This is a genomic window from Streptomyces sp. NPDC050448 (assembly GCF_040655295.1).
In the GTDB taxonomy this organism is placed as follows: Bacteria; Actinomycetota; Actinomycetes; order Streptomycetales; family Streptomycetaceae; genus Streptomyces.
Genome location: NZ_JBFAJR010000002.1, coordinates 120,661 through 145,427, shown reverse-complemented (window position 1 = coordinate 145,427; position 24,767 = coordinate 120,661). Strand labels below are relative to the sequence as shown.

General features: G+C 73.1%; 23 protein-coding genes and 1 pseudogene. 17 read left to right on the top strand and 7 right to left on the bottom strand.

All coding sequences use genetic code 11. The features are described 5' to 3' along the window. Positions 1-3 precede the first annotated feature (3 nt). Complete coding sequence (locus tag AB0I68_RS03415) at positions 4-954, top strand: amino acid ABC transporter permease (protein ID WP_363175487.1); 951 nt, start codon at positions 4-6, stop codon at positions 952-954. Then, on the top strand, positions 951-1,718 hold the full coding sequence (locus AB0I68_RS03410) for an amino acid ABC transporter ATP-binding protein (protein WP_363175486.1): 768 nt from the start codon (positions 951-953) through the stop codon (positions 1,716-1,718). The genes AB0I68_RS03415 and AB0I68_RS03410 overlap by 4 nt, the downstream gene beginning before the upstream one ends. Before the next feature lie 101 nt (positions 1,719-1,819). Here AB0I68_RS03410 and AB0I68_RS03405 read toward each other — a convergent pair whose 3' ends face one another. Then, positions 1,820-2,575, bottom strand: a complete 756-nt coding sequence (locus AB0I68_RS03405) for a methyltransferase domain-containing protein (RefSeq protein ID WP_363175485.1) — start codon at positions 2,573-2,575, stop codon at positions 1,820-1,822. Positions 2,576-2,657: 82 nt separating this feature from the next. On the opposite strand from AB0I68_RS03405, the gene AB0I68_RS03400 reads away from it, so the two are divergent. Then, positions 2,658-3,287 (top strand): CGNR zinc finger domain-containing protein, encoded by a 630-nt coding sequence (locus tag AB0I68_RS03400; protein ID WP_363175484.1) that lies wholly within the window; start codon positions 2,658-2,660, stop codon positions 3,285-3,287. Here the strand turns inward: AB0I68_RS03400 and sodX are convergent. After that, a complete protein-coding gene (gene sodX / locus AB0I68_RS03395; RefSeq protein WP_363175483.1) occupies positions 3,191-3,610 on the bottom strand; it encodes a nickel-type superoxide dismutase maturation protease in 420 nt (139 codons plus the stop codon). The two genes, AB0I68_RS03400 and sodX, sit on opposite strands and share 97 nt — an antisense overlap. A 183-nt stretch (positions 3,611-3,793) precedes the next feature. On the opposite strand from sodX, the gene sodN reads away from it, so the two are divergent. After that, positions 3,794-4,189: a superoxide dismutase, Ni gene (gene sodN / locus AB0I68_RS03390; protein WP_008741558.1), complete on the top strand. Its 396-nt coding sequence runs from the start codon at positions 3,794-3,796 to the stop codon at positions 4,187-4,189. Between the two features lie 279 nt (positions 4,190-4,468). On the opposite strand, the gene AB0I68_RS03385 is transcribed toward sodN, so the two are convergent. Further along, entirely contained in the window at positions 4,469-4,942 is a 474-nt protein-coding gene (locus AB0I68_RS03385) for a hypothetical protein (protein ID WP_363175482.1), read from the bottom strand. 3 nt (positions 4,943-4,945) lie between these two features. On the opposite strand from AB0I68_RS03385, the gene AB0I68_RS03380 reads away from it, so the two are divergent. The 3 genes from AB0I68_RS03380 to AB0I68_RS03370 all read left to right on the top strand — a co-directional run bounded on the left by AB0I68_RS03380 (position 4,946) and on the right by AB0I68_RS03370 (position 7,503). Continuing rightward, the gene (locus AB0I68_RS03380; protein WP_363175481.1) at positions 4,946-5,830 is read left to right on the top strand and encodes a helix-turn-helix domain-containing protein; all 885 of its coding nucleotides are present in this window, start codon (positions 4,946-4,948) and stop codon (positions 5,828-5,830) included. Then, a complete protein-coding gene (locus tag AB0I68_RS03375) occupies positions 5,831-6,292 on the top strand; it encodes a hypothetical protein (protein WP_363175480.1) in 462 nt (153 codons plus the stop codon). A gap of 119 nt (positions 6,293-6,411) precedes the next feature. Beyond that, positions 6,412-7,503, top strand: a complete 1,092-nt coding sequence (locus AB0I68_RS03370) for a methyltransferase domain-containing protein (protein WP_363175479.1) — start codon at positions 6,412-6,414, stop codon at positions 7,501-7,503. 66 nt (positions 7,504-7,569) lie between these two features. Here AB0I68_RS03370 and AB0I68_RS03365 read toward each other — a convergent pair whose 3' ends face one another. Then, positions 7,570-7,755 (bottom strand): DUF6104 family protein, encoded by a 186-nt coding sequence (locus AB0I68_RS03365; protein ID WP_010061466.1) that lies wholly within the window; start codon positions 7,753-7,755, stop codon positions 7,570-7,572. Positions 7,756-7,887: 132 nt separating this feature from the next. On the opposite strand from AB0I68_RS03365, the gene AB0I68_RS03360 reads away from it, so the two are divergent. The 7 genes from AB0I68_RS03360 (at position 7,888) to fxsT (ending at position 20,681) form a co-directional block, all read left to right on the top strand. Further along, complete coding sequence (locus AB0I68_RS03360) at positions 7,888-9,969, top strand: trypsin-like peptidase domain-containing protein (protein ID WP_363175478.1); 2,082 nt, start codon at positions 7,888-7,890, stop codon at positions 9,967-9,969. A 25-nt stretch (positions 9,970-9,994) separates the two neighbouring features. Next, positions 9,995-11,026: a MoxR family ATPase gene (locus AB0I68_RS03355; protein WP_363175477.1), complete on the top strand. Its 1,032-nt coding sequence runs from the start codon at positions 9,995-9,997 to the stop codon at positions 11,024-11,026. A 6-nt stretch (positions 11,027-11,032) separates the two neighbouring features. Beyond that, positions 11,033-14,194, top strand: a complete 3,162-nt coding sequence (locus AB0I68_RS03350) for an SAV_2336 N-terminal domain-related protein (protein WP_363175476.1) — start codon at positions 11,033-11,035, stop codon at positions 14,192-14,194. A 91-nt stretch (positions 14,195-14,285) separates the two neighbouring features. Then, complete coding sequence (gene fxsA / locus AB0I68_RS03345) at positions 14,286-14,480, top strand: FxSxx-COOH cyclophane-containing RiPP peptide (RefSeq protein ID WP_363175475.1); 195 nt, start codon at positions 14,286-14,288, stop codon at positions 14,478-14,480. A gap of 126 nt (positions 14,481-14,606) precedes the next feature. Continuing rightward, positions 14,607-16,355, top strand: a complete 1,749-nt coding sequence (locus tag AB0I68_RS03340; RefSeq protein WP_363175474.1) for an FxsB family cyclophane-forming radical SAM/SPASM peptide maturase — start codon at positions 14,607-14,609, stop codon at positions 16,353-16,355. Further along, positions 16,352-17,608, top strand: a complete 1,257-nt coding sequence (locus AB0I68_RS03335; RefSeq protein WP_363175473.1) for an HEXXH motif domain-containing protein — start codon at positions 16,352-16,354, stop codon at positions 17,606-17,608. Before AB0I68_RS03340 ends, AB0I68_RS03335 begins: the two co-directional genes overlap by 4 nt. A gap of 64 nt (positions 17,609-17,672) precedes the next feature. Next, positions 17,673-20,681 carry an FxSxx-COOH system tetratricopeptide repeat protein gene (gene fxsT / locus AB0I68_RS03330; RefSeq protein ID WP_363175472.1) on the top strand — a complete coding sequence of 1,003 codons (3,009 nt, stop codon included), beginning with the start codon at positions 17,673-17,675 and terminating at the stop codon, positions 20,679-20,681. Between the two features lie 185 nt (positions 20,682-20,866). Here the strand turns inward: fxsT and AB0I68_RS03325 are convergent, their stop codons facing one another. The 3 genes and pseudogenes from AB0I68_RS03325 to AB0I68_RS03315 all read right to left on the bottom strand — a co-directional run. Continuing rightward, positions 20,867-21,241, bottom strand: coding sequence for a hypothetical protein (locus AB0I68_RS03325; RefSeq protein ID WP_363175471.1), 375 nt, complete (start codon positions 21,239-21,241; stop codon positions 20,867-20,869). A gap of 237 nt (positions 21,242-21,478) precedes the next feature. Then, complete coding sequence (locus tag AB0I68_RS03320; RefSeq protein WP_363175470.1) at positions 21,479-22,207, bottom strand: hypothetical protein; 729 nt, start codon at positions 22,205-22,207, stop codon at positions 21,479-21,481. A gap of 536 nt (positions 22,208-22,743) precedes the next feature. Beyond that, a pseudogene (locus tag AB0I68_RS03315) lies at positions 22,744-22,956 on the bottom strand (HAD family hydrolase); the annotation flags it as partial. 89 nt (positions 22,957-23,045) lie between these two features. Between AB0I68_RS03315 and AB0I68_RS03310 the strand changes: the two are divergent. The 3 genes from AB0I68_RS03310 to AB0I68_RS03300 all read left to right on the top strand — a co-directional run bounded on the left by AB0I68_RS03310 (position 23,046) and on the right by AB0I68_RS03300 (position 24,737). Then, positions 23,046-24,230: a helix-turn-helix transcriptional regulator gene (locus AB0I68_RS03310; protein WP_363175469.1), complete on the top strand. Its 1,185-nt coding sequence runs from the start codon at positions 23,046-23,048 to the stop codon at positions 24,228-24,230. 112 nt (positions 24,231-24,342) lie between these two features. After that, a complete protein-coding gene (locus tag AB0I68_RS03305; protein WP_363175738.1) occupies positions 24,343-24,564 on the top strand; it encodes a hypothetical protein in 222 nt (73 codons plus the stop codon). After that, positions 24,564-24,737, top strand: a complete 174-nt coding sequence (locus tag AB0I68_RS03300; protein ID WP_363175468.1) for a hypothetical protein — start codon at positions 24,564-24,566, stop codon at positions 24,735-24,737. Before AB0I68_RS03305 ends, AB0I68_RS03300 begins: the two co-directional genes overlap by 1 nt. Positions 24,738-24,767 lie beyond the last annotated feature (30 nt).

Below are 24,767 nucleotides of genomic sequence, written 5' to 3'. Positions count from 1 at the left end.
ATTGTGACTGACAAGATCGAAAAGGGTCCGGCCGATAACCAGCCGGCCGGACCCGGCGCCTCGGGCACCCCGTACGAGGCCATCAAGGCCATCCCGGTGCGGCACTACGGCCGCTGGGTCAGCGGCGTCGTGGTCATTGCGCTGCTCGCCTGGATCGTCTACGCGTTCGCCAACGGCAACGTCATCTGGGCGACGGTCCGCGACAAGCTGTTCGACCCGGCGGTCCTGAACGGTCTCGGCAACACCGTGATCATCAGCATCTCGTCCATGGCGCTGGGCCTCGCGCTCGGCATCGTGTTCGCGGTGATGCGCCTCTCGAAGAACCCGGTGACGAGCGCCGTCTCCTGGCTCTACATCTGGTTCTTCCGCGGTACCCCGGTGTACGTGCAGCTGCTGGTGTGGTTCAACCTGTCGCTGATCTTCCAGTACATCAACCTGGGTCCGATCTACAAGAACGAGACCGTCGACGTCATGACCCCGTTCATGGTCGCCCTCCTGGGCCTCGGCCTGAACGAGGGCGCGTACATGGCGGAGATCGTCCGGGCCGGCATCCAGTCGGTCGACGAGGGCCAGACCGAGGCCGCCCACGCGCTCGGCATGCCGCAGACGAAGACCATGCGCCGGATCGTGCTGCCGCAGGCGATGCGCGTGATCATCCCGCCCACGGGCAACGAGTTCATCAACATGCTGAAGACCTCGTCGCTGGTCTCGGCGGTGCAGTACACGGAACTCCTGCGGGCTTCGTCGAACATCGGCAACACGGCCGGTGCCATCATGGAGATGCTGTTCGTGGCCTCCTTCTGGTACCTGGCTCTGACCAGTGTGTTCAGCGTCGGCCAGTACTACCTGGAGCGCCGCTTCGCCCGTGGTTCCACGCGGAACCTGCCGCCGACGCCGTTCCAGCGCCTGCGTGCCAACCTGAACATGTTCCGCCGTACGGAGGTCGCGCGATGACCACTCAGCCGATGGTCAAGGCCGAGGGCGTCCACAAGTCGTACGGCGCCGCCCACATCCTGCGGGGCATCGACCTCGAGGTCGCCCCGCGCGAGGTCTTCTGCCTGGTCGGCCCGTCCGGCTCCGGCAAGTCGACCTTCCTGCGGTGCATCAACCACCTGGAGCGCATCAACTCCGGGCGGCTCTCGGTGGACGGCGAGCTGGTGGGCTACCGCCAGAAGGGCGACAAGCTCTACGAGCTGAAGGACAGCGAGGTCGCGGCCCAGCGCCGTGAGATCGGCATGGTCTTCCAGCGCTTCAACCTGTTCCCGCACATGACCGCCATAGAGAACGTCATGGAAGCCCCGATCATGGTCAAGGGCGAGAGCAAGGCGGTGGCGCGCGAGCGCGCTGTCCGGCTGCTCGACCGCGTGGGCCTGGGCGACAAGGGCGGGAACTACCCCTCGCAGCTCTCCGGCGGCCAGCAGCAGCGCGTGGCGATCGCCCGCGCGCTGGCCATGGAGCCGAAGCTGATGCTCTTCGACGAGCCCACCTCGGCGCTCGACCCGGAGCTCGTCGGCGACGTCCTCGACGTCATGCGGGACCTGGCCGAGTCGGGCATGACCATGATCGTGGTGACCCACGAGATGGGCTTCGCCCGCGAGGTCGGCGACAACCTCGTCTTCATGGACGGCGGCGTCGTGGTCGAGTCCGGCCACCCGCGCGAGGTCCTGGGCAACCCGCAGCACGACCGGACGAAGGCGTTCCTGTCCAAGGTGCTGTAAGCGCGCCGAACGCGTGAGCCGCATGCGTGAGAGGGGCGGTACGGGATTCCCGTACCGCCCCTCTCGCACGCCGTGGAAGTTCTCACTTTCCTACAAGGGTGCTACTTCAGTCCTAGGACCAGCCCGTCGGAGGGCGAGCGCCAGACCGTCCGGGCCTCCGCGAAGCCCGTCTCGCGCAGGGTCCGGGCGTGCCAGGCGTCGTCGGGGGTGTCCCCGTCGGCGTGCTCGCCGTAGATCTCGAACCGCCGCTTCGTCGGCTCGGCGAGCACCGGGTCGGCGCCCGCGAGAGCCCACCAGTCGGCCCAGTCCAGCGCGCCGGCCGCGCGCGCCCGGTCCATCCCGGCGTGCCGGTGGGCACGCTCGGCGGCGTTGATCCGCGGGGTCGCCGGGTCGGGCATGTGGTCGGCGTTCATGAAGACGCCGCCCGTGCGCACCAGCGGGGCGAGCTGCCCGTAGAGCACGGCGAGCTGCGGGCTGTGCAGCCAGTGCAGGGCGGTGGCCGTGAGGACGGCGTCGTACGTGTCGTACGGGAGCGCCGAGGTCCAGCCGGGGTCCTTGAGGTCGGCGGTGACGAACGTGACGCGCCGGTCGCCGTCGAAGTGGCCGCGGGCGATGGTCAACAGTGCCGGGTCGAGATCGACGCCCGTACTGGTGGATTCCGGGAACCGCGTGAGGACGCGGTCCGTAATACTTCCCGTACCGCACGCCAGATCGAGCACCCGGGGGGTAGGGCCCACCAGCGCCTCGACCATGTCCAGCATCACCCGGAACCGCTCCTCGCGGTCGGGCATGTACCACTCCTGCTGCCGGTCCCAGCTCTCCTGCCAGGCCTGCCAGTCGGTCGTGGTCTCCGCCATCGTTCACCCCTCCAGCCGTAATACCCTCGAATACGTCTCAGCCGTTACCCGAGACATTAATCCGCAGCCGTAAGGACTACAAGTGGAACTGGCCCATTACTCGGACTACGCCGTGCGCCTGGTCAACACCGAGGAGCCGGCCCGCAACAAGGATTCGCTCACCTCGGTGGACGCCGTCCGGGGCCTCTTCGGCACCGGGGTCCAGGCCGCCCGCCGGGTCACCGACGCCGACGTCACCCGCTTCCGCAACGTCCGCGGCCGGCTGCGCGCCGTCTTCGAGGCAGCCGACGGCGGCGACCACGTCCTCGCGGTCGACCTGCTGAACTCCCTGCTCATGGAGTTCCCGGTCAGCCCCCAGGTCTCCGGCCACGAGTACCTCGACGACGAGGGCCGCCCGAACTGGCACATCCACCTCGCCGACCACCCCTCGAACGCCTCCGCCGGCTACGCCGCGCTCGCGTCCTTCGGCCTGGCCTTCCACCTCACCGAGCACGGCCCCGACCGCCTCGGCCTGTGCGAGGCCGCGCCCTGCCGCAACGCCTACCTCGACACCTCCACCAACCGCTCCCGGCGCTACTGCTCCGACCGCTGCGCCACCCGCGCCAACGTGGCCGCCTACCGGGCCCGCAAACGGCTGGAAGCCGAGGCGTCCGGCCAGAGCGGCCGCAGCGCCGACACCGCCCAGGACAGCCGCGCCCTCAGCGAACTCTGATCCGCCGCGCGCGGCCGAAAGCGCAGCACCGCCGTCGCCAGCACCAGCTCCTCGGGCACCGTCCCGTAGACGGTGCTGTCGCCGGTCTCGTTGTACGGGTTGTCCCCGAGCACCCACCAGCCGCCCGGCCGCCGCTCCACCGCCCGCTTGACCACCAGCAGGTCCTGCTGGAACGGGTGCCGCAGCACCACCACGTCACCGGGGCGCACGGAGGCCCCGTACCGGACCACCAGCCGGTCGCCGTGCAGCAGCGTCGGCACCATCGAGGGCCCCGCCACCTCCAGCACCTCGAACGCCACCCGCGAGCCCCTTCTCTCCGCCATGCGCGACCTCCTCGCCCGCTCTCGCCTCACTGCGCATGCTGCCGCACACTCCCGTACGTTCGCTCACCGGTCCGGACACCACCCTGGACTTTTGTCCTAAGCCCACGGGGCCGCTCGCGAAATCCCCTGTCCCACGGAGTAATCTCCCCTCTTGAGAAGACGATCACGAGGAGGACACACTCCATGCTTTCCCGCCTCTTCGCCCCCAAGGCGAAGGTCTCCGCCCACTGCGATCTTCCGTGCGGCGTGTACGACCCTGCCCAGGCCCGCATCGAGGCCGAGTCCGTCAAGGCCGTCCAGGAGAAGTACCAGGCCAACGAGGACGCCGACTTCCGCGCGCGCGCCATCACCATCAAGGAGCAGCGCGCCGAGCTCGCCAAGCACCACGTCTCGGTGCTGTGGAGCGACTACTTCAAGCCCCCGCACTTCGAGAAGTACCCGCAGCTGCACACCCTGGTCAACGACACCCTGAAGGCCCTCTCGGCCGCCAAGGCGTCGAACGACCCGGCGACCGGCCAGAAGGCCCTCGAGCTCATCGCCGAGATCGACCGCATCTTCTGGGAGACCAAGGCCGCCTGATCTTGGGCGCCCAAGGGATCTCCCTGCGCTGCTGGTCAGAGCGCACATGACAACGGCCCGACCGCTTCGTGCGGCCGGGCCGTTAGTCGTCTTATGCCGCAGGCGCGGCCGGTGTCGGCGTGGCCGTGTTGCTGCTGAAGGGCCTCGTGGCGCGCCTGCGGGGTGACCGCAACAGCGCTTCGTTCTCTCTGTCCGTGTGCTGACGATCCCCGGCCCCGGCCTCCCCATCAGCCGACCCAGATGTACCAGGAGGTGAGGGGGCCTTTTTGCGTGCATGGGTCAGTGACTTGCACCCTCGGGCCAGAGAACCCGCACGGGGACCCCGGTGCGCTCTGCATGCGCCACCACGTCGGCGGTGCCGCCGTACGCCCACGCAGGCTTCCCGTCCCAGACGGCCAGCAGCTCGTCGACCAGGCCCACGAGGATCTCGCTGCCGGCCATGTGCGCCGCCGAATCGGAGGCGGCCATCCCGGTGCGGTGCACCTCGGAGGTCCGACTCATCAGCTCGTCGTATATCAGCCAGTGCTCTTCCGGCAGACTCTCGCGGTACTGCTCGGCCGGGACCACCACCTCCAGGCGGCCGCCGTGGGCGAGGACGTACTCAGCGAACCACACGTCGGGGCCGTCTGCGATACAGGAGACGCCGACCAAGTCGGTGCCGCCGTGATCCCGCAGTGCGGCTTCGAGCAGGTTGCGCACCTTCCGCTCCACCTCGGCGTTCAGCCCACGGTGACCGGCGATCCCTACGTGCATCCCATGTCCTCCCGTACAGGTAGATGTCGTGCAACCGCACGGCCTTTCGTCATTCCCCTGCTCCAACGCCCGGCCGTACGCTGGCCGCAGGGCATATTAGAGAAGGGGTACATCTTCGTGGAAATCCCCAGCAACCTCACTACCGGCGAGCGAATCAGACTCCTCCGTGAGTCGCGCGGGATGTCCCGTCCCGTGCTGGCGGGCCTCTGCGGGCGCGGTCCGGATTGGCTCAAGAAGATCGAGTCGGGTGAGCGTGAACTCCGCTCGCACGCCCTGTTGATGCGTCTGGCCGGAGCACTCCAGCTGGACGATCTCCAGCTCCTCACGGGCAGCGACGCGGAAGTAGCCACGCCGGTCGGCGGCGGCCGACTCACCCACTCCTCCATGCCCGCCATCTGGGAAGCCGTGATGGCCCGGCCCCTGCTCTGGGACCTCCCGCAGACGCCGCCGGACCCCGCCGCACTTCAAGCCCGTGTGGACGAGGCCTGGCGGCTCTGGCACGACTCCGACCGGAACCGCACGCAGGTGGGGGCCCGTCTGCCCGCCCTGATCCGGGACGCCGAGACGGCAGTCCGCGCCCTCGAAGGGAGCCGCCGCCGCGCGGCCTGCGTCGCCCTGTCGGAGACGTACCGGCTAACGGGGCAGGCCACTGCCTACATCGCCCCGGCCGAAATGGCTTGGGTCGTCGCGGACCGGGCCCTGGCCGCCGCGCAAGCCTCTGACAACCCCTCCGCCATCGCGGCCGCAGCGTGGAGCCTCGGGAACATCCTCCGCAGCACCGCGAGCGCCGACGAGGCCATCGGCTTCGTGCAGGACGCCGCCTCCCTGCTCCGCCCCCACCTGGACGGCGCCCCGGCCGACTGGCGAGGGATCTACGGCGCGCTCTAGTTGCACGCCGCCGTCACCGCGGCCCGCGCCGGCCGTGCCGGTGACGCCTGGCGGTACTGGGACTCCGGCGACCAGGTCGCCAAGTCCCTGGCGCCCGGGTACGTTCACCCCTCCACGATGTTCGGCAGGGCGAACGTGGACTTCCACCAGATCAGCGTCACGACCGACCTGTCCGTCTCCCGTCAGGCCCTCACCCTGGCCGATGAAGTGGACCCCGACGCCATGCCGTCGCGTGAGCGACGCTCCCGGCTCTGGGTCGAGGTGGCACGCGGGCACATCCAGCGGGGGGACCGCACGGCCGCGCTGCACGTCATGCAGATCGCCCACGAGATCAGCTCGGAAACCGTGGTCTACACCCCGGCCGCCCGTACGGCGGTTCTGGACCTGTGGCGGGAGGCGCCGCGCGCGCTACGTCCCGAGGCCGGCACCCTCGCGGAGGCCGTAGGCGTCGCCACCGCCTAGAGCAGGGACGACTTGGGGTAGGGGGACAACCTGTCCCCCTGTCTCGCTGTGTGCACTCATACGGTGACGACACGTCATCACCCAGGAGGTGCACGATGGTTCGAGGCTGGCATGCCTCAATGATGCGCGACGCGCAGCCCCGTACCGACAGCGAAACGGGGGAAGTGCGGGTCCCGATCGACCTGTTCGACGTGGATGTCCACCAAGGCGCCGGCGAACTCGTCCTCACCTGCGGCGAGGCCCGAACTCTGCGGGACCACCTCGTCGGCCAGCTGGACATCGTGACGCAAGTCGACGACGGCGCGTCGGACGGCCACGGCATCCCCACCTCGTCCTCCTCGAAGCCGTCCGTAATGCTGGAAATGCTGGCCCTCTCCGGCCTGGCGCCCGGGGAGCGCGTCTTCGAGATCGGCACGGCCACGGGGATGAACACGGCGTGGATGTGCGAGCGGCTCGGCGCCGAGAACGTGACCACGATGGAGTACGACGAGCGTCTCTTCCCGGACGGCCGCCGGAACCTCCGGCTCGCCGGGTACGGCCCGACCGTCCTCGTCGGCGACGGCCTGAAGGGAAGCCCCGAGCGCGCGCCGTTCGACGTGATCCTGGCGACCTGCGCCCTAAAGGTCGTCCCGGAGGCCCTGCTCCGCCAGGTGAGGGACGGGGGGACGATCGTCGCCCCGTTCGGGACGGCCTTCCACTCGTTCTCGTACCTGAAGCTCGACGTGGAGGACGGGCGAGCCCGCGGCCGCTTCACCGGCGATCCCGACTTCATGTGGGCCAGGCAGCAGAGGTCCCGGTACGCCGCGGTCGAGGACATCTACAACGGGGAGGACGGAACAGCCGGCACGACGCGCGTCAGCCCTTACGAGCTGTGGCATCAGGGCGACACCGAGTTCTGGATCGGTCTCCACGTCCCCGGGGTGTGGGCGCAGCTCCACCAGGCAGGAGAGGACGCGCCGGGGGAAGCCACCTACTGGCTGCTCGCCGACGACCGGAAGTCCTGGGCGACCGTCGAGTTCACGGAGGGCGGGCAGGAGTACGCCACCGAGCAGTACGGCCCGCGCCGCCTGTGGTCCGAGGTGGCGGACGCCTACCGGTCCTGGCAGGACAGCGGCCGGCCGGGGCGGGGCGAATTCGGCCTGACCGCCACGGCCCACGGCGGCCAGGTATGGCTCCGTGAACCCACGGAGGTCGTCGCCACCCTCTGGTGACGCGGGAGGCACACCCCGGTCCTGCCCCGGCCGTCCGGGGCAGGACCGGGGCGTCCCCCGTGTGGACTACTCGTCCTCGTCGTCCTCGTCGTCCAGCCGCGCCAGCCACGTGGCCAGGCGTTCCACCGGGACCTCGAAGTCCGGGTTCAGGTCGACGAAGGTGCGCAGCTGCTCGGCGAGCCACTCGAAGGTGACCTCCTCCTCGCCGCGCCGCTTCTCCAGCTCCTCGATGCCGCGATCGGTGAAGTACAAGTCGGGCTCCGTGCCGTGATGAAGGTGTGCAGGGGATGTTTCCCGCCAGGATAATCCGCATACCCGGCGAGACCTCCCGCCCTGCCGGACCCGGCGCTAGCCTGGACTGCCAGACACCTGAGGGGGCAGGGGATGCAGGACGGGCGCACGGGCGGCACCGCGCGCGCCTACGAGCTCCTCGAGCCCCTCGTCCAGGCGGCCACCGTGCGCGTCCACGCGGCCCCGGACGGGTATGCACCCCGTGGGACCGGTCCCACCTGGGGGAGTGGCTTCTTCATCGCCCCGGGCTGGGTCCTGACGTGCGCGCACGTCGTCGGTGAAGGGGGTGCAGCGGTGCGTCTCGTGGGGCGTGAGCTCGGCATCACCTTCTCCTCCGGCGCCGACGGTGCCACCGGGACCGTCACCGGCCGCGTCGAGTGCGTCCTGCCCGAGCGGCTGGAGGAGCGCCGCCCCGCCCGGCGCGCCCTGTGGGACCTGCCCGACCTGGCGCTGGTCCGGGTCCTCGCACCGATCACGCACGCCTGCGTACGGCTCACCGACCGCGGCAGACCGCGCCTCGACGAGGTCGCCTACTTCGGCTGCACCGAGGACCTCGGCACCCCCGAGATCACCGGCCGCACCACCCGGCTGCGCGGCACCGCCGCGGGCGGCGCCGCCCTGCGCCTCGGCGACGACGACGAGATCGAGCCCGGCATGTCCGGCGGCCCGGTCGTGGACCTTTATCGCGGCGAGGTCGTCGGCGTCGTCAAGGCCCGCCGGCAAGGAGGCGGCGGCGGACTCGCCGTGTCCGTCGTGCAGTTACGCACCCTGCCGCTGGCCGCCACCGGCCAGGTCGGCCTCTACCGCCGGGTCATGCAGGCCCACGACCTCTACCACTACGACCAGCACCTGAGCGACCTGGGCAGCCGCCGCACCTGGACCGACGTGCACGACGAGCTCCCGGCCGGCGGCGATCCGCACGAGGGCCGCAGACGCCTCACCCCCGCCGAGCGCACCACGCTGTGCGGGCTGCTCGCGGAACTGCCCCCGCCGCGCTCCTCCGAGGTCGTCCGCGCGCTGGTCGAGGCGGCCCGCGGCGAGGAGCCCGACCCGGGCCTGCCGGCCCCGCTCAGCTGGCGCGACGGGCTCGGCATGCTGCACGACCCGCCGGGCGGCGCGGGCGAGGCCGCCGCGATGCTCCGGTACGCGACCGACGTGAGCGTGGCCGACCACCGCGAGCCGCCCTCCGCGGGCGCCGACGAAGAGCTGTGGGACTGGGTACGGGCGACGGCCGAACGGCTGTGGCGGCCGCTGCGGCGGGAGTTGGGCGAGCGGCACGAACAGGGCCTGGCGCGGCGGGACCGGCGCCGGCGCATCCAGGCCGCGCAGCAGCCGAACGGGCACGGCCGGCCGGCCGGCGGGCTGCCCCGGGGGCCCTCGGTGCTGCTGGAGGCGTGGGCGCACGGCTGGGAGGACGTCTACGACTGGCGGGTCTCGGTGCTGGCCGGGCCCGCCCACCCGGGGCGGGTGACCCCGGTGGACTCGGGCGTACGGGCCACCCGCGCGGCTCTGGCGGAAGTGCTGCGGGTCCCGCTCGCCGAGGCCTTCCGGCGCTGCGACACCCACGAGGCGGCAGCCCTCCTCGAAGTCGCCGTGGCGCCCGAGCTGTTCGGCCTGCCGGTGGACACCTGGACCGTGGCGGGCCGGGTACCGCTGGGCGTCCAGCGGCCGGTGGTGTTCCGCCACCCGGCCGGGAGCGGCGGCATCCCGTCCGACGACGAGGCCGACCACCGCCGGGCCGACCGCTGGGCGCGCGTCCAGGCCGGGCCGCTGCTCGACGAGCGGGCCGACTGCGCGCGCGGGCGCCCCCGGACCCCGGCACCGGAATGGCTCGACGCCCTGCCGGACAACACCGTGCCCGTGCACTGCCGGGCCGCCGACGCGGAGCCCACCCGCGGCTCCCTGCACGCGGTCCACGACGCCGGATACGGGGTGGCCGTCACCCGGCGGCCCCCGGCCGATCCGGCGGCCGACTGCGCGCCGTTCCACCGCGGGCTGCGCGAGGAGCTGACCGAGGCGGGGCGGGGAGCGCCGCTGCCGGTCCGGCTCCAGGCACTGCGGGCACGCGCGCACGGGGCCGACCCCGACGCGTACTGGGCGGACGGGATGGCCCTCGTATGGGACGATCCGGCCCGCGCGCTGCCCGAAGACGAGCCGCTGCAGGGCGACCTGTGACGGGCGGGAGGGGGAGGGAGCAGCCGTGAACGAGGAATGGCTCATTTACCGAGGGGTCGGCGAACCCCACGACGGGATCGAGGCCCTGCCCGATCCGCCGCCGTGGCGGGACTTCGACGGCGGTCCCGTGGGCGAGCCCGGCGGACTGGCGGACACGGCCGACGGGAACGTCACGCGGCGCCTCGGGGCGCACCGGCAGGCCGCCGAGCTGCACCGCCCCGAGCCCGAGGAGCTGGAAGCCATCAACGCGGCCCTGTACCTGCGGCGGCCGCTGCTCGTGACCGGATACCCCGGAACCGGGAAGTCCACCCTCGCCCACGCCGTCGCGCACGAGCTGAAACTCGGCCGGGTGCTGCGCTGGCCCGTGGTCTCGCGGACCGTGCTCCAGGAGGGCCTGTACCGCTACGACGCCATCGCCCGGCTCCAGGACGTGCAGATCGCCGCGAGCGGCGGCGCCCCCGCCGGGGCGCCCGGCACCGCCGGCAAGGCCCCGGGCATCGGCAGGTACATCCGGCTCGGACCGCTGGGGACGGCCCTGCTGCCCACCGAACGGCCCCGCGTCCTGCTCATCGACGAGCTCGACAAGAGCGACATCGACCTGCCCAACGACCTCCTGAACGTCCTGGAGGAGGGCGAGTTCGCCCTGCCCGAGCTGGAACGGGTCGCCGACAGCGAGCCCGAGGTGCAGGTGCTCACCGACGACGGGGCCAAGGTCACCGTCCAGGGCGGCCGGGTGCGCTGCCGGGCCTTCCCCGTCATCATCCTGACCAGCAACGGCGAACGGGACTTCCCGGCGGCCCTGCTGCGCCGCTGCATCCAGCTCAAGCTCGGGCAGCCCGGCGAGAAACGGCTCGCCACCATGGTCCGCGCACACCTCGGCGAGGAGGCCGCCCAGCTCGGGGCCGACCTGATCCGCGAGTTCCTCAGCCGCTCCCAGTCCGAACTCGTCGCCGCCGACCAGCTGCTGAACGCCATCTACCTCACCCACTACGCCGCCCCGCCCACCCGGGAGGACCTCGCCGACCTGCTCATCCAGCGCCTCGACCGCCCGAGGTGAGCGCCCGTGTCCCCCGACCGGCCACCCGTCCCCGCGGCCATCCGCGACCTCGCCGCGCTGCTGCGCGCCGCCGGGCTCGACCCCACGGCCGAGGAACTCGCCGACGCGCTGTGGCTGGCCGGGCGGATCGGCCCGCCCGGACCCGCCGCCCCGGACCGGGACCGGACGGCGCCGCCCCGCCGGCCCCGGACCGCGGGCGACGCGCCACCGCCCGAGCAGGAGCCCGTACAGCCCGAGCCCGAGCCCGAGGACCCGGTCAGGCTCTACGCCTCCCGGGTCCTCGGGACCGTGGCGGAGGATGCGGCCGAGTTCCCGGGAGGGGCCGGAGTGCCCGTACGGGTCCCCGGAGCGGCCGCGCTGCCCCGGATCCTGGAGATCCAGCGGGCCCTGCGCGCCCTCCAGCGGCACCGCCCGCCCGGCCCGCCCACCCGCCTGGTCCTCGACGAGCCGGCCACCGCCGAGGCCAGCGCCCGGGCCCTCGGGCTGGTCATCCCGGTGCTGCGGCCCGAGAGCCGGCGCGAGGCGACCGTACGGCTGGTGATGGACGCCTCTCCGTCCATGGCCGTGTGGCACGACATGTTCGAGGAGCTGCGGTCCGTGTGCGAGCGCCTCGGTGCCTTCCGGGACGTGCAGGTGCACTACCTGCACCGGCTCGCCGACGGCCGGCCCGCCGTCGGGCGCGGACCCGGCCCCGGCAGCCGGCTGCGCTCCGGGGACCAGCTGCGGGACCCGACCGGACGGGCGCTCACCATGGTCGTCTCCGACTGCGCCGGCCCGCTCTGGCGCGAGGGCGAGGCCCAGCGGCTGCTGCACCGGTGGGCCGAGTGCACCCCCTGCGTCGTCGTCCAGCCGCTGCCGCAGCGGCTGTGGAGCCGCAGCTGGCTGCCGACCGAGCGGGGCACCCTCACCCGCGGCGAGGGCAGCACCGGGAAGCTGCACTTCCGGCCGGACCGGCCGGCCCGCCCCGGGCGGCCCACCGGCGGGCTGACCGTGCCCGTCCTGCCGCCCAGCGCCACCGCCCTCGGCGCATGGGCCCGCCTCGTCGCCGGGCTCGGCACCGGGCCCGTCCCCGCCGAGGTGGGGCGGGTGCTCGCCGACCACCCCGCCGCGCCCGTCCCGCCGCCGCGCGCCGTCCGCCCGCCGCGCGAGCTGGTGCGCCGCTTCCGCGCCTCCGCCTCGCCCCGCGCCGTACAGCTCGCGGTGTACCTGTCGGCGGCGCCGCTGACCCTGCCCGTGATGCGGCTGGTGCAGCGCACGATGCTGCCGGACTCGGAGCCCTCGGACCTGGCGGAGGTGCTGCTGAGCGGGCTGCTGCGGCGCGGCCAGGCCTCCGGGCAGTGGTACGAGTTCGTGCCCGGCGTCCAGGACGTCCTGCTGGGGCCGCTCGGCCGGGACGAGGCCGCACTGGTGCTCAAGCACTGCTCGGAGTACGTGCTCGCGCACTTCGGGCGGGGCGTACGGAACTTCCCCGCCCTGGCCGTCTCGCAGCTGACCGGGGCGCCGGTGGTCGAGGAGGGCGGCGAGGAGCGGGTTCCCGCCGGGCGGCTCCCCCAGGCCTTCGCCGAGGTCTCGGCACGCGTCGTACGGCGCTACCTGCCCGGGCCGCCCGCCGGGGACCCGGCGGCCACCGAGCCCGTCGCACCCCCGCCCGGACGGGCCTGGGCGGTGCGCACGGCGCGCGACCGGCTCGCCGCGCAGGACCGTCAGGGGGGCGACGGCGGGCAGCGCGGGCTGTACGAGGCCGTCGCCGTGCTGCGCCGGGCGGTGGCCGCACCCGCCGGGCCCGAGGACCCGCCGGGTGAGGCGGAGTGCGAGCTGGCCGGGGTGCTGCTGCGGCTGTGGGCCGGGCAGCGGGACCCGGAACTGCTGGCGGAGGCCGAGCGGGCGGTGACCGGGATCGGGACGCCGCCGGCCCGGGCCGTGCTCGGCCGGGTGCTGTACGAGCAGGCCCTGGCGGCCGAGCCGGACGCGGAGCTGCTGGCCGCGGCGGAGCGGGAGTTCGCGGCCGTCGGCGGTGCCCCCGACCCGGACCTGGACCCGCGGCTGCGGCTGGACTGCGTGATGCGGCGGGCACAGACCCTGGTCCGCATCGGCGAGCTCCGCGAGGACACGGGGGCGCTGCGCGAGGCGCGGTCCGCGCTGGAGGCGGCGCTCGGCGGCCCGGCCTCCGACCCGGCGCTGCGGCCGGCCCTCGGCCGGGTCCTGCTCGCGCTGCTGTCCCGCACCCCCGGACCGCAGGAGCGCACGGCCCTGGCCGCTCTGGCCGCCGAGCACCTGGCGGCCGGGCTGGCCGCCGGGCCGTCGGGAGCGGCGGCCGCCCGCGTACGGGTGGAGCTGGCCACGGCCCTGCGGTACCTGCCCGGGCGGCTGGAGGAGGCGGCCGGGCAGCTGGACCTGGCCCTGGCCGAGGCCACCGGGGACCCGGAGCTGCGGCTGGCCGGGCTGGTGTGCCTGGCGCGGGTGCACCGGGCCCGGTACGCGCGGGACGCGGACCCGGCGGCGCTGGAGGACGCGGCCGAGGCGTACGGCAGGGCCCGCCGGCTGATCCCCCGCGACGGGGAGGCCTACGGGGAGCTGCTGCCCGAGTGGGGCGACGTACTCCTGGACCGGGCGCGGGCCGCCGACGGGCGGCGCTTCACCTCGACGGCCGTACGGGTGCTGCGCGACAGCCGGGCGGCGGTGCCGCAGTCCGACGCCCGCTCCGCGCAGCGGCTGATGCGGCTCGCGGAGGGGCTGCGGCTGCGGCACGGGTACGAGGGGGACGTGGTGGACCTGCGGGAGGCGGAGTACCTGCTGGAACTGGCCGTCCGGCAGAGCCGCAGCCCGCTGGAGCAGGCCCGCGCCTGGCGCGAGCACGGTGACGTCCAGCAGGAGATCCACACGCACACCCGGGCGCTGGACCGGCTCGACCGGGCGGCGGACTCCTACCGGCGCGCCTGGCGGGCCGCGCTGGCCGCCGACCGGGAGGAGCGGCGGGACGACGCGGTGGAACTGGGAGCGCGGGCGCAGGAGTTGCGCGGGGAGGTGCTCGAACGGCTGGCACGGCCCCGGGCGGCCCTGGACGCGTACCGCTCGGCCGTGGAGTTGTGGACCCGGCTCGGGGAGACGGCCGCGGACCGGCGGGAGGCGCTGCGGTCCCGGGTCCGCACCCTGGAGGCGGGGCTGTGAGGGGCCCGCCGCGCCCGGGCCAGGCTTGAAGGGGCCGGGGAAAGGGCAGTGGACCATCGGACATGCGACTCAACAGGGGGACGGGCAGCCCATGGTGACTCGGCAGCAGGAAGTGGAAACGGCGGCCTCCGCCTGTCCCGGGCAGTTACCGGACCTCTCCGGTTTCGACCTGGCCGCACTGCGCGGGATCGACCATCCCGTGCTCGCCCGGGTCATCGAAGGCATGGTGGAGCGGGTCACCCACCCTGCCGAGATCCTCAACGCGTTCGACTCCGGAGTGGCCTGACCCGGACTCCTCACGCACCGCATTCCCAAGGATACGCAGAGCAGCCACAGTTGACCCGTTTCCGCCGTTAGCCGGTGCCGTCCGCCGGGCAGGGATGCACCGTCCGCGGCGCGGGAGGTATCGGCAATGAGGCAGACCAACACGAGCGACGTCGTGCTGCCCTCCCATCGGATCCACGCGCCGTGGCCGTACGCCCGGCTCGACGTGCCCGCGCTCCGCGCCGCAGGCCACCGACCGCACCCGATACGGCAGTTCGTGCTCAAGACCCGCAGCCGCTGCAACCTCGCCTGCACCTACTGCTACGTGTACGAGATGGCCGACCAGAGCTGGCGCGGCCGGCCCGCCGTCATGTCCGCGGCCACCGTCGCCCGCGCCGCCGACCGCATCGCCGAGCACGCCGCCGCCCACGACCTGGCCCGCGTCGACCTCGTCCTGCACGGCGGCGAGCCCCTGCTCACCGCCCCCGCGGGACTGGCCGCCCCCGTCGACGCGGTACGGGCCGCCCTCGCCCGGACCTCGCCGCGGACCCGGGTCACCGCCACCGTCCAGACCAACGGCACCCTGCTCACCCGCGGCCGGCTCGCGGCGCTCGCCGCCGCCGGGATACGCATCGGCGTCAGCCTCGACGGCGGCCTGCCCGCGCACAACGCGCGGCGCGTGGACCACACCGGGCGCCCCGGGTTCGGCGCCGCCGCCCGCGGCCTGCGCCTCCTGGCCCGGCACCCGGAGAGCTACGCCGGGGTGCTCTGCGTCGTCGACCTCGCCCAGGACCCGGTGGAGACGTACGAGTCCCTGCTCGCCTTCACCCCGCCGACCATCGGACTGCTGCTGCCGCTCGCCAACTGGAGCAGCCCGCCGCCCGGCCACCACCCGCCCGGCACCCCGTACGCCGACTGGCTCCTCGCCGTCTTCGAGCGCTGGTGGCACGACGGGGTGCTGCGGACCCGGATCCGGATCTTCGAGGAGATCATCGCCCTGCTGCTCGGACTGCCCGCCGCCACCGAGACCCTCGGCCTCGCCCCCGCCGCCACCGCCGTGATCGAGACCGACGGCGCCATCGAGCAGGCCGACTCGCTCAAATCCGCCTACGACGGCGCCGCCGCCACCGGGATGACCCTGGAGCGCCACAGCTTCGACGCGTTCCTCGACCACCCCGGGCTCGCCGCCCGCCAGCTCGGACGGGAGGCGCTCGCCGACGGCTGCCGCTCCTGCGAGCTCGTCGAGGTCTGCGGCGGCGGCCACTACCCGCACCGCTACCGCGCCGGCGAGGGCTTCCGCCAGCCCTCCGTGTACTGCGCCGACCTCCAGGTCGTCATCCGGCACATCGCCGCCGCCCTCCAGCGGGCCGCCGCGCAGGCCGTGCCCGGCCGGGCCCCGGCCCCGAGGGAGGACCGGCAGGCCGCCCCCGGACAGCCGGTCGCCGTGCAGCCCGCCGCCCCGGCGGGGGACCGGCAGGCAGCCGGCCCACCTGTCGCGGGCCAGGCGCTCCCGCAGGCTGCCGCCCCGCAAGCCGTCACCACCCGGCAGACCACCGCTCCCGGCGCCGCCCCGCAGGCCAACGGTCCCGGCGCCGCCCCGCAGCAGGCTGCCGGGCAGGCCGGGGCCCCGCAGGCTGCCGCCGCCCGGCAGGTCGCCGGTCTCGGGGCCGGTCCGGGCACCGCCCCGCTCACCCGCGGCCAGGCGTCGGCCCGAGGCACCGCCACGCTCGGCCCCGCCACCGCCGAGGCGGCCTGCCGCCACACCGCCGGCCAGGCGACGGGGCAGGCGGTGGTTCCGGGCACCGGCCCGCTCGGCCGCGCCACGTCCGTCCAGGGCGCGGGCCAACTCGGCCCGTTCGCCGCCGGCCAGGCGACCCGGCAGGCCGCCGCCTCATGACCGCCGCCCTGACCGGGTTCACCGTCACCTCGGCCCTCCTCGGCGCCCTCGCCTCCACCGAGCCCTCCGCGGACGGCACCCGCCTGGTCCGCGACATCCGCCGCTCCAAGCGGCTCGTCCTGCTGCGCGGGGTGCTCGACGCCGCTCCCGGCGGGCGCGCCGGGGAGGCCGCCGACCACTGGGCCCTGCTCGAGGAGGCCGAACGGCACGACCCCGACGCCGTCCGCGACGTACTGCACTACCCGGCCACCGGGGTGTGGGCCGAGGAGACCCTGCGCCGGCTGCACGCCCCGTACGGGCCCCCGGCCGACCTCGGCCACCTCGGGGCCCTCGCCGTCGCCGCGGCCCTGCGCTCCGGCGTCGCCTTCAAGGCCACCCTGCGGCCCACCCACGGCCGGCTCGTCCTGCCCACCCTCGGGCTGCTGCGCCCGGCCCGGCCCGGCCCGCTCGCCCTCACCGAATGCTCCTGGGATCCCGACGACCCCGCCACCCTCGCCCTGCACACCCTGCCCGGCGGCCGCACCGCCCTCGACGACCTCGACCCCTACCGGGCTCCCGGCCCCGCCCACCCGGCGCCCGTCCGCCCCGCCCGCCGGCTCACCCCCAAGGGCCACAAGCGCTGGGACACCCAGTGGTCCGGCGCACTCACCCTGCTCGACCGGTACGACACCGCCCGCGCCGACGAGATCGGCCTGCTGCTGCGCTCCGTCGTCCCGCTCGGCGGCGGCTCCCGCTCCAGCGGCGCCACCCTGCCCGCGGCCGCCGGGTCCGTCCTCGCCCGCACCCAGGCCCCGCCCGCGCTGGCCGCCACCCTCGTCCACGAGGTCCAGCACGGCAAGCTCACCGCCCTCGCCGACGTCCTGACCCTGCACACCGCCGACCGCACGCCCCGGCACTGGGCCCCCTGGCGCAGCGACCCCCGCCCGTTGGAGGGACTCCTGCACGGCGCGTACGCCCATCTGGCCCTCGCCGGGTACTGGCAGCGCGCCGCCCTCTACGGCGCCCGCGGCGCCTGGGCCCAGCACGCCCGCATCCGCGCCCAGGTCGCCGCCGCCCTCCCCGCGCTCCGCAGGCATTCGCAACTGACCGCCGCCGGACGCGAGTTCACCGCCGCCATGGCCGCCGCCGAACGGGCCATGGACGACCTGCCGCCGCCGGGGGACCAGCACGCCGTCGCCCGCCGCGCCGTCGACCGCGAACGCCGCGCCTGGTGCACACAGCACCCCGAACTCGCCCCGTTCGCACAGGGGTGACGGACCGTTCGCTGCGATACCTTTTCAACCCCGTCCACCGCCCGGATTCCAGGGAGACGGCCGCATGACCACCGGACTTCGGCAGGACCGAGACCGCGACGGAGCCGCGCAGCCACAGCGCTTCGTCATCAGCTTCGCGGGGTTCAACCGGCCCTGGGCCGTGTGGATCGCCCACCGCCTGGAGGAGCACGGCCACCGTGTCGCCCTCGCGCGCTGGGACCCGCAGGGCAGCCCCGGCCTCGCTCCGGCCCTCGACGACCTGGCCCGCAGCGGCAGCCGGGTCCTGCTCATCCTCAGCGAGCGCTACTTCTCCGCCGGCACCCACACCGACGAGGAGTGGAACACCGCGCTGCGCACCGTCACCGACAGCCACCCCGACCGGTTCGCGGCCGTCTGCCTCACCGACGCGCCGCTGCCCAGCGCCGTCGCCGCGCTGGAGAAGACCGACCTGTGGGGCCTGGACGCGTACGAGGCGGAGTACCGGGTGCTGCGCCGGCTCGAGCTGCCCACCGACCGGATCGGCACCGAGACCGGCCGCCGCGGCCCCCGCTTCCCGAACGACCCGCCCGAGATCTGGGGCCGGGTCCCGCGCCGCAACCCGCGCTTCACCGGCCGCAACGACGTCATCGGCAGGCTGCGCGCCGCCCTCGTCGACGCCCCGCCCGGCGCGTCGACCGTCACCCTGCTGGGGCTGTCCGGGGTGGGCAAGACGCAGGTCGCCACCGAGTACGCGTACCGCTTCGCCTCCGAGTACGACGTGGTGTGGTGGGTCCCCGCCGCGGACCGGCCCACCCTGCGCGAGCGGCTCGCCGACCTGGCCCCGGCGATGGGCCTGCCCCGCGGCGCCGGCAGCTACGGCGAGCAGATCCGGGCCGTCCTGGAGGCGCTGCGCCGCGGATCCCCGTACGGCCGCTGGCTGTTGGTCTTCGACGGCTGCGACAACCCCGACGACCTGACCGATCTGCTGCCGTCGGGCGCGGGCGACGTCATCATCACCTCCCGCAACCGCGAATGGGCCTCCCGGCACACCAGCCTCATCGAAGTCCCGCTGTACGCCCGGCCCGAGTCCGTCACCTTCATCCGCCGCCGGGCCCGCCGGCTCACCGGCGAGGAGGCCGACCAGCTCGCCGAGGCCCTGGAGGACTACCCCCTCGCCCTCGACCAGACCGCCGGCTGGCTCGCCGACTCCCCGCTGACGGTGGGCGACTACCTGGCGCTGCTCCAGCGCAGACTGGACTCCCGGGAGGCCGTCACCGTCTCCGACGACTACCCGCTGCCCTTCCCCACCGCCCTCGCGATACTGCTGAACAACGTCCGGGAGAACTTCCCCGACGCGCTCGCCCTGCTGCGGCTGTTCGTGTTCTTCGCCCCCGGGCCGGTGCCGCTGCGGCTGCTGCGCGAGTTCCCCGCCGACGACGTGCCCGAGCAGCTCGCCGGGCTGATCAACGACCAGATCAGGTGGAACGCCGCCCTCAACAAGCTCGTCCAGTTCTCCGTCGTCCGCCTCGAATACTCCGACCTGTCCGTGGAGGAGGGAGGCGGCGGGCTGGAGACCGTGCAGCTGCACCGCATGGTGCACGGGATCGTCCGCGAGAACCTCTCCGAGGAGGAGGCCGAACCGCTCTCCCGCGCCGTCCGGCGGGTCCTCGCCGCCGCCGACCCGGGCCGACCCTCCGACTCCCGGCTGTGGCCCCGCTTCGCCGAGCTGATCCCGCACCTGGAGACCGCAGGCGTGCTGACCAGCAGCAACCAGCGGATCCAGACCTTCCTGCTGCACTGCCTGCGCTACCTGATCCTCGCCGGGGAGTACCGCACCTGCCTGCGGCTCGCCGAGGAGACCGACGCGGTGTGGCGCACGATGCTCGGCGACGACCACGACCAGGTCCGCGAGCTCAGCTACCACTACGGCGGCGCCCTGCGGATGCTCGGGCACTTCAAGCGCGCCGAGACCCTCGCCAAATCCGTCGCCGACCGGATGCTGGCCGAGCGGGGCGACCGGGACCTGGAGACCCTGCGCGCCACCAGCACGTACGCCGGGGTGCTGCTCAGCACGGCCAAGTTCGAACAGGCCCGCGAGCTGTTGGAGCACGCCCTGGCGCGGTACCGCGAGCTGCTCGGCGAGGACGATTCCACCACCCTCAACGCCGAGAACAACGTCGCCGTCGCGCTGCGGCTGCTGGGCCGCTACCAGGAGGCCTACGACACCGACCTCGACACCCTGCGCCGCCGCGAGCGGGTGCTGCGCGTACGGCACATCGCCACGCTCTCCTCCGGCATCGGCTGCGCGATGGGGCTGCGCCTGATGGGCCGCTACCGGGAGGCCCTCGCCCGGCAGGAACAGGGCCTCAAGCTCAACTCCCAGGTGCTGGGCATCAACCACCCCCAGACCCTGCGCGCCGAGCACAACCTCGGCATGTGCCTGCGCCGCTCCGGCGACATCCCGGGCGCCGGGGCCCGCCTGCGCAGCGTCCTGGAACGCTCGACCCGAGTCTTCGGGGCGGAGTTCCCCTGGACCCTGATGGTGGCCTCGGACTACGCCACCTACCTGCGGGAGTACGGGGACATCGGCGAGGCCCGCCGGATCTCGGAGGAGGTCGTCCGGGGCTACCAGACGCAGCTCGGGCTGGCCCACCCGTACAGCATCGGCACGGTGGGCAACCTCGGCCTCGTCCTGCGCGCCCAGGGCGAACGGGTCGAGGCCCTCAACCTGGCGGAGCAGGCCCTGGTCGGCATGCGCGGCGCGGTCGGCGACCGCCACCCGTGGACCCTGGGCTGCGCCCTGAACGCCACCGGGCACCGCAACATCACGGGCCGCCTGGAGGACGCGCTGGACCTGAGCCGGCAGACCCTGCGCGGCTGCGAGCAGATCCTGGGCCCGGACCACCCGATGACCCTGAGCGCCCAGATCGCCCTGGCGGCGGACCTCCGGTCGGTCCGCGAGGACGTGGAGGCCCAGAAGTACGAGGACGCGGGCCTCAAGGCCCTGACCCGCACGCTGGGCCCCCAACACGTCCACACGGTCTCGGCCCGCCAGCAGAACCGCCCGTACTGGGACTTCGAGCCGCAGCCGTAGGCGGCGGACGCGGTGCGCCTGCGTTGCGTCCGGCGCCCGGTCTCGTAGTGGCACTGGCCATGAGACCGGGCGGCGGCGGGACTCTCAGCCGTCGTTCGATGTGACGACGGTGCCGGAGTTCTCCGGACTGCCATTGCTCAGCCGTAATATAAGGCGGAGATGACTTCCGGAGCCCCCGGTGGTGGTCACTTGAGCATGATGCTGGCTCCGAAAATGTTGCCGACCTCCGCGCATTCCTTCACGTCGTCCCGGCTGAAATAAGGAGTGCTGGCGGTGCCGGTCAGTCCTTTCGCGGTCGAAGTGCAGTACCAGTTGCGCGGCCCCTTGTACTCCACCTTGTACACCGTGCTCTTTCCTGCCGCTATGTTTCCCGAGCACTGCGTTGCGACGTCCGTGTGGACGCAGATGTTCGCGATGGTTGCCGAGAAGTTGCTGATGCGGAAGGCCGCGACCGATGCCGCCTGGCTCGCAGGTGCGGTCACGATCATTCCCGCGCTGACGGCTGCCACCATCCCGGCGACCGTTGCCAGCCTGGTGGTCCGCTTGACGGTACGAGACACGTTTCCTCCACTTGTGGTAATTCTGTGCTGCGATATGTGAATGGACTGGCCTGTGAGTGCGTGGCCGGCGCATCGGTGGAGCTCTGGCGAATCGTCGCATTGATCCGTAAAACCCTGAGGTGGATGCGTGCAATTTCAGATGCTGTCTTATGTGATTCGCTTCGCAATCCACGATCGCCTGAATGTGCCCGTTATAACGGCGGCGGCGCCGTATTCTTGGCGGTTCGGGGGCGGTCGTCAGACCTCGCACCGGTGCTGTTCGGTCTGCCGTGCGAGCTCGCTGAGCTCCCGGCGGGCCGCGTCCGCCTCCTCGCGTACCTTGTCGAGTCGCTCCTCCAGCTGGGCGACCCGCTCGCGGTAGCGCTCCAGCTCGGCCCGTACGAACGCCACGTCCGCCACCTGCTGCGCGGCCTCCTGGCGGATCTTGTCCGCCTCCTCCTCGAACCGGTGTTTGGCCACGTCCAGTTGGGCGACGGCCATGTCCGCGGCCTCCTCCGCCAGCGCGGTGCGCTGTTCGGCGTCCAGGGTCCGCTGGGCCGCGGCCTGGGTCACGGTCCGGATGCGCTCCTCGGCGGCGGCCGAGTCCGTGATGATGGCCAGTTCCTCGATGTAGCCCGGCAGGTCCGTGGACAGCTGGGAGATGAGCGCCACGAGGTCGGCGCGAGGGCCGGATCCGTCCGTGCCCGGCATCGCGGCTTCCAGAGCGGCTTCCATCGCGGACTCCATCGTCCGCTCGACAGGAAGGGCGTCCGCGGCGGGCGCCGTCCTGGCCGCCTTCTTGGCCTCGGCCGCCAGGCGCTTCTCGTCCTTGCGCTGCTGCCGCTTGGCCCGGAACTTGCGGAACGCGCCCAGCGCGTTGTGGTCGGGGTGAGCGCAGTACCGGGGCTCGGGGTTGCCGGGCGTCGGCGCCTCGGGGTGGTTGGTGCACTCCGGGTAGGCGCAGAGGGGAAGCGTCTCGACCGTCATTTTTCCGCCTTCTCGTGAAATTTCGGGCTTCCTCGGATTCGAACCGGCATCGGGTGCGGCTTGCGCCGACCGGTCGCACTCGGGGATGTACGAACACGCTAGAGGCAGCAGGGGACTTGTGGGCGTCCCCAGAGGGGGCGTCAGGAATCGGTAAGATCATCGGCCGCCCCGGGGCCCCGGCAGCCGGAAGGTGGTTGCCCCCCGCCCCCACCGACAGGCCCCTGGCTTCGGGGTGCGGCACCCGGTCACCCCGGATCAGGGAGCGGCTGCCCGGTTCCCGGGGGCAGCGTCCGGTCAAGGGCCACCACCCCGGCCTGGCAGGTCGGGGGCCCGGGCATCGGGCAGGCTTCCGCCCGGGGCCCGTACGCAGGCATCTTCCGGGTCGGTGGCGGCTCTACCCGCACGCAACAGCGACCAGCAGCACATCAGGAGCCACTGGTCGCGTCAGATCGCTACGCGCTCCTCGCCGACGGCGTCCGACGGCCGTCCGGGGCTGAGCGCCCCAAGGGTGCGTGAGCGGTTGGCCATCCATGGTGTCAGGCCTTCTCACCGAGGGCGTTCCGCAGCCAGTCCAACGGCCCCTGTCCGAGCAGCTCGTCGGCCAGCCGCCGCCCCGTCTCGGTCGTGAGCCGGGCCCGGCTGTTGTCGATCCACCGCTGCGCGTTCTCGTGGCCCTGGGCCTTGTACTCGATGCCCTGGAGCATGTACTCCAGCTTGTCCGCGTCGCGCGCGCAGACCGCCTCCGGCGAGTGACCCGACCACCGGGGCGGGTTCGGCCGGGAGGGGACTTCGTCGTGTGCCGGTACCGTTCAGGTGTCGAGTCTGAACGGGAGCCAGCATGCACTCTCTATCGAACGACCACACCGGCGCGCGCATGAAGCGCCTGCGCCTCGAACGCCACCTCACCCAGCAGGCGGTATCGGACCTTTCCCAGGTCCCGTACAGCACCTACACCAAGACCGAACAGGGCGTCATTCCGGCCAGTCCGCACCTGATCGCCGCAGTCGCCCGCGCTCTTCGGGTGTCCGTCGACACGATCACCGGGCAGCCGTACGCCACCGAACTGCGTGCTGACGAACTGGACATCCTGATCCGGCCGATCCGCCAGGCCCTGGATGTGTACGACCTCGGCGCCGACCCGGACATCAGTCCGCGAGCCCACCCGCTCCTCAACGATGACGCCGAGGCACTCCTCATCGCGGTCCGGGCCGGGGAGATCAAGCAGACCGCCGGCCGGCTCCCCGGTCTCATCCAAGAGGCCACCACGGCAGCCCACGCGCTACCCGGCCGGGAACGGTGGCTGCTGCTGGCCAGCCTCTACCGCACCTCCTACGACGTCGCCAGCAAGCTCGGCTACTACGACCTCGCCGCGCTGGCCCTGGCCCGTATGGACTGGGCGGCGGAGCGGGCATCCGATGCTGTCTTCGGCGGCATGTACCGGTACATGCGCGCGCTCACCTACCTCAGGGACGGCGAGTACCGCACCGGGGAGCGCCTGGTGGACCTCGGACTGCGCACCCTGGCGCAGGCGGACCCGTCCCGGGAACGGGAGGTCGTCACCGGGCAGCTGCATCTTGGCGCGGCAGTGATGGCCGGCCGGTCGAAGGACGGCGGTCGCGCTGAGGGGCACCTCTCCGAAGCGGAGCGGATCGCCGCCGGCACAGGCGAGGCGGTCAGCACGTATTGGCTGGCGTTCGGGCCGACGAATGTTGCCGTGCACCGGGTCAGCGTGCTTGCCGAGCTCGACGAGTACGGTCAGGCCGCGCAGGCGGGCCGCAGCGTGACGATCCCGGCCGACTGGCCGAAGTCCCGTCGATCGCACCATTACGCGGAGCTGGCCCGGGCGCAGATGTGGACGGGCGACCTCGACGCCTCGTTCCAGAACTTGCTGAAGGCGAGGAAGTCCGCGCCGCAGCAGGCTCGATATCACCAGACGGTCCGCGAGACCTACGCGGGCCTGGAGGCGGCGCGCCGCCAACTCCCCGATTCCTTCCTGTCGTACGGGTCCTGGCTGGGCGCATAACGCTGAGTGGATCCTTGGCCCCAACTATCAATATGTCGTGATAGTCGGGGCCTTGTCGTGCTCCCACACTCGTCTCACCACCCGCAGACGAGGTAGGGAGTAAGCCCCCGTGATGCATGACGTAGCACCCCGTCCTTTCGAGGACGTCCCGCACGTGCTGCTCCACAAGCGGGTGCGTGACATCGCGTCCGGTGTCGAGGGTGTGCTCATGGCGGTGGTCAGGGAGGACGTCTCCGACACCCCGGTCCGTGAGTGCTGGGTGAGGCTGGCGTACGTCCGGGGACCGTCCGGCCGGGAGATCTCCACGGCCGTGGCCAACATCGAGGCCGTGTAGTGGAGCCTGCCGACCTGTTCCCGCGGCTGCCGATCCCCCCGGAAACCTGCGCCGAGTGCGCCGCCCACGTCGTGGCCCGCTTCCAGGCCCACGTGGACCGTGACCGCTCGCGCGTCAGCGACATGAACGTACTGATCACAAGACACCACCCCGAGCTGCGGACCCGCCGCTGAGCGCCCGGGTATCGCCTCGGTCCGCGAGGA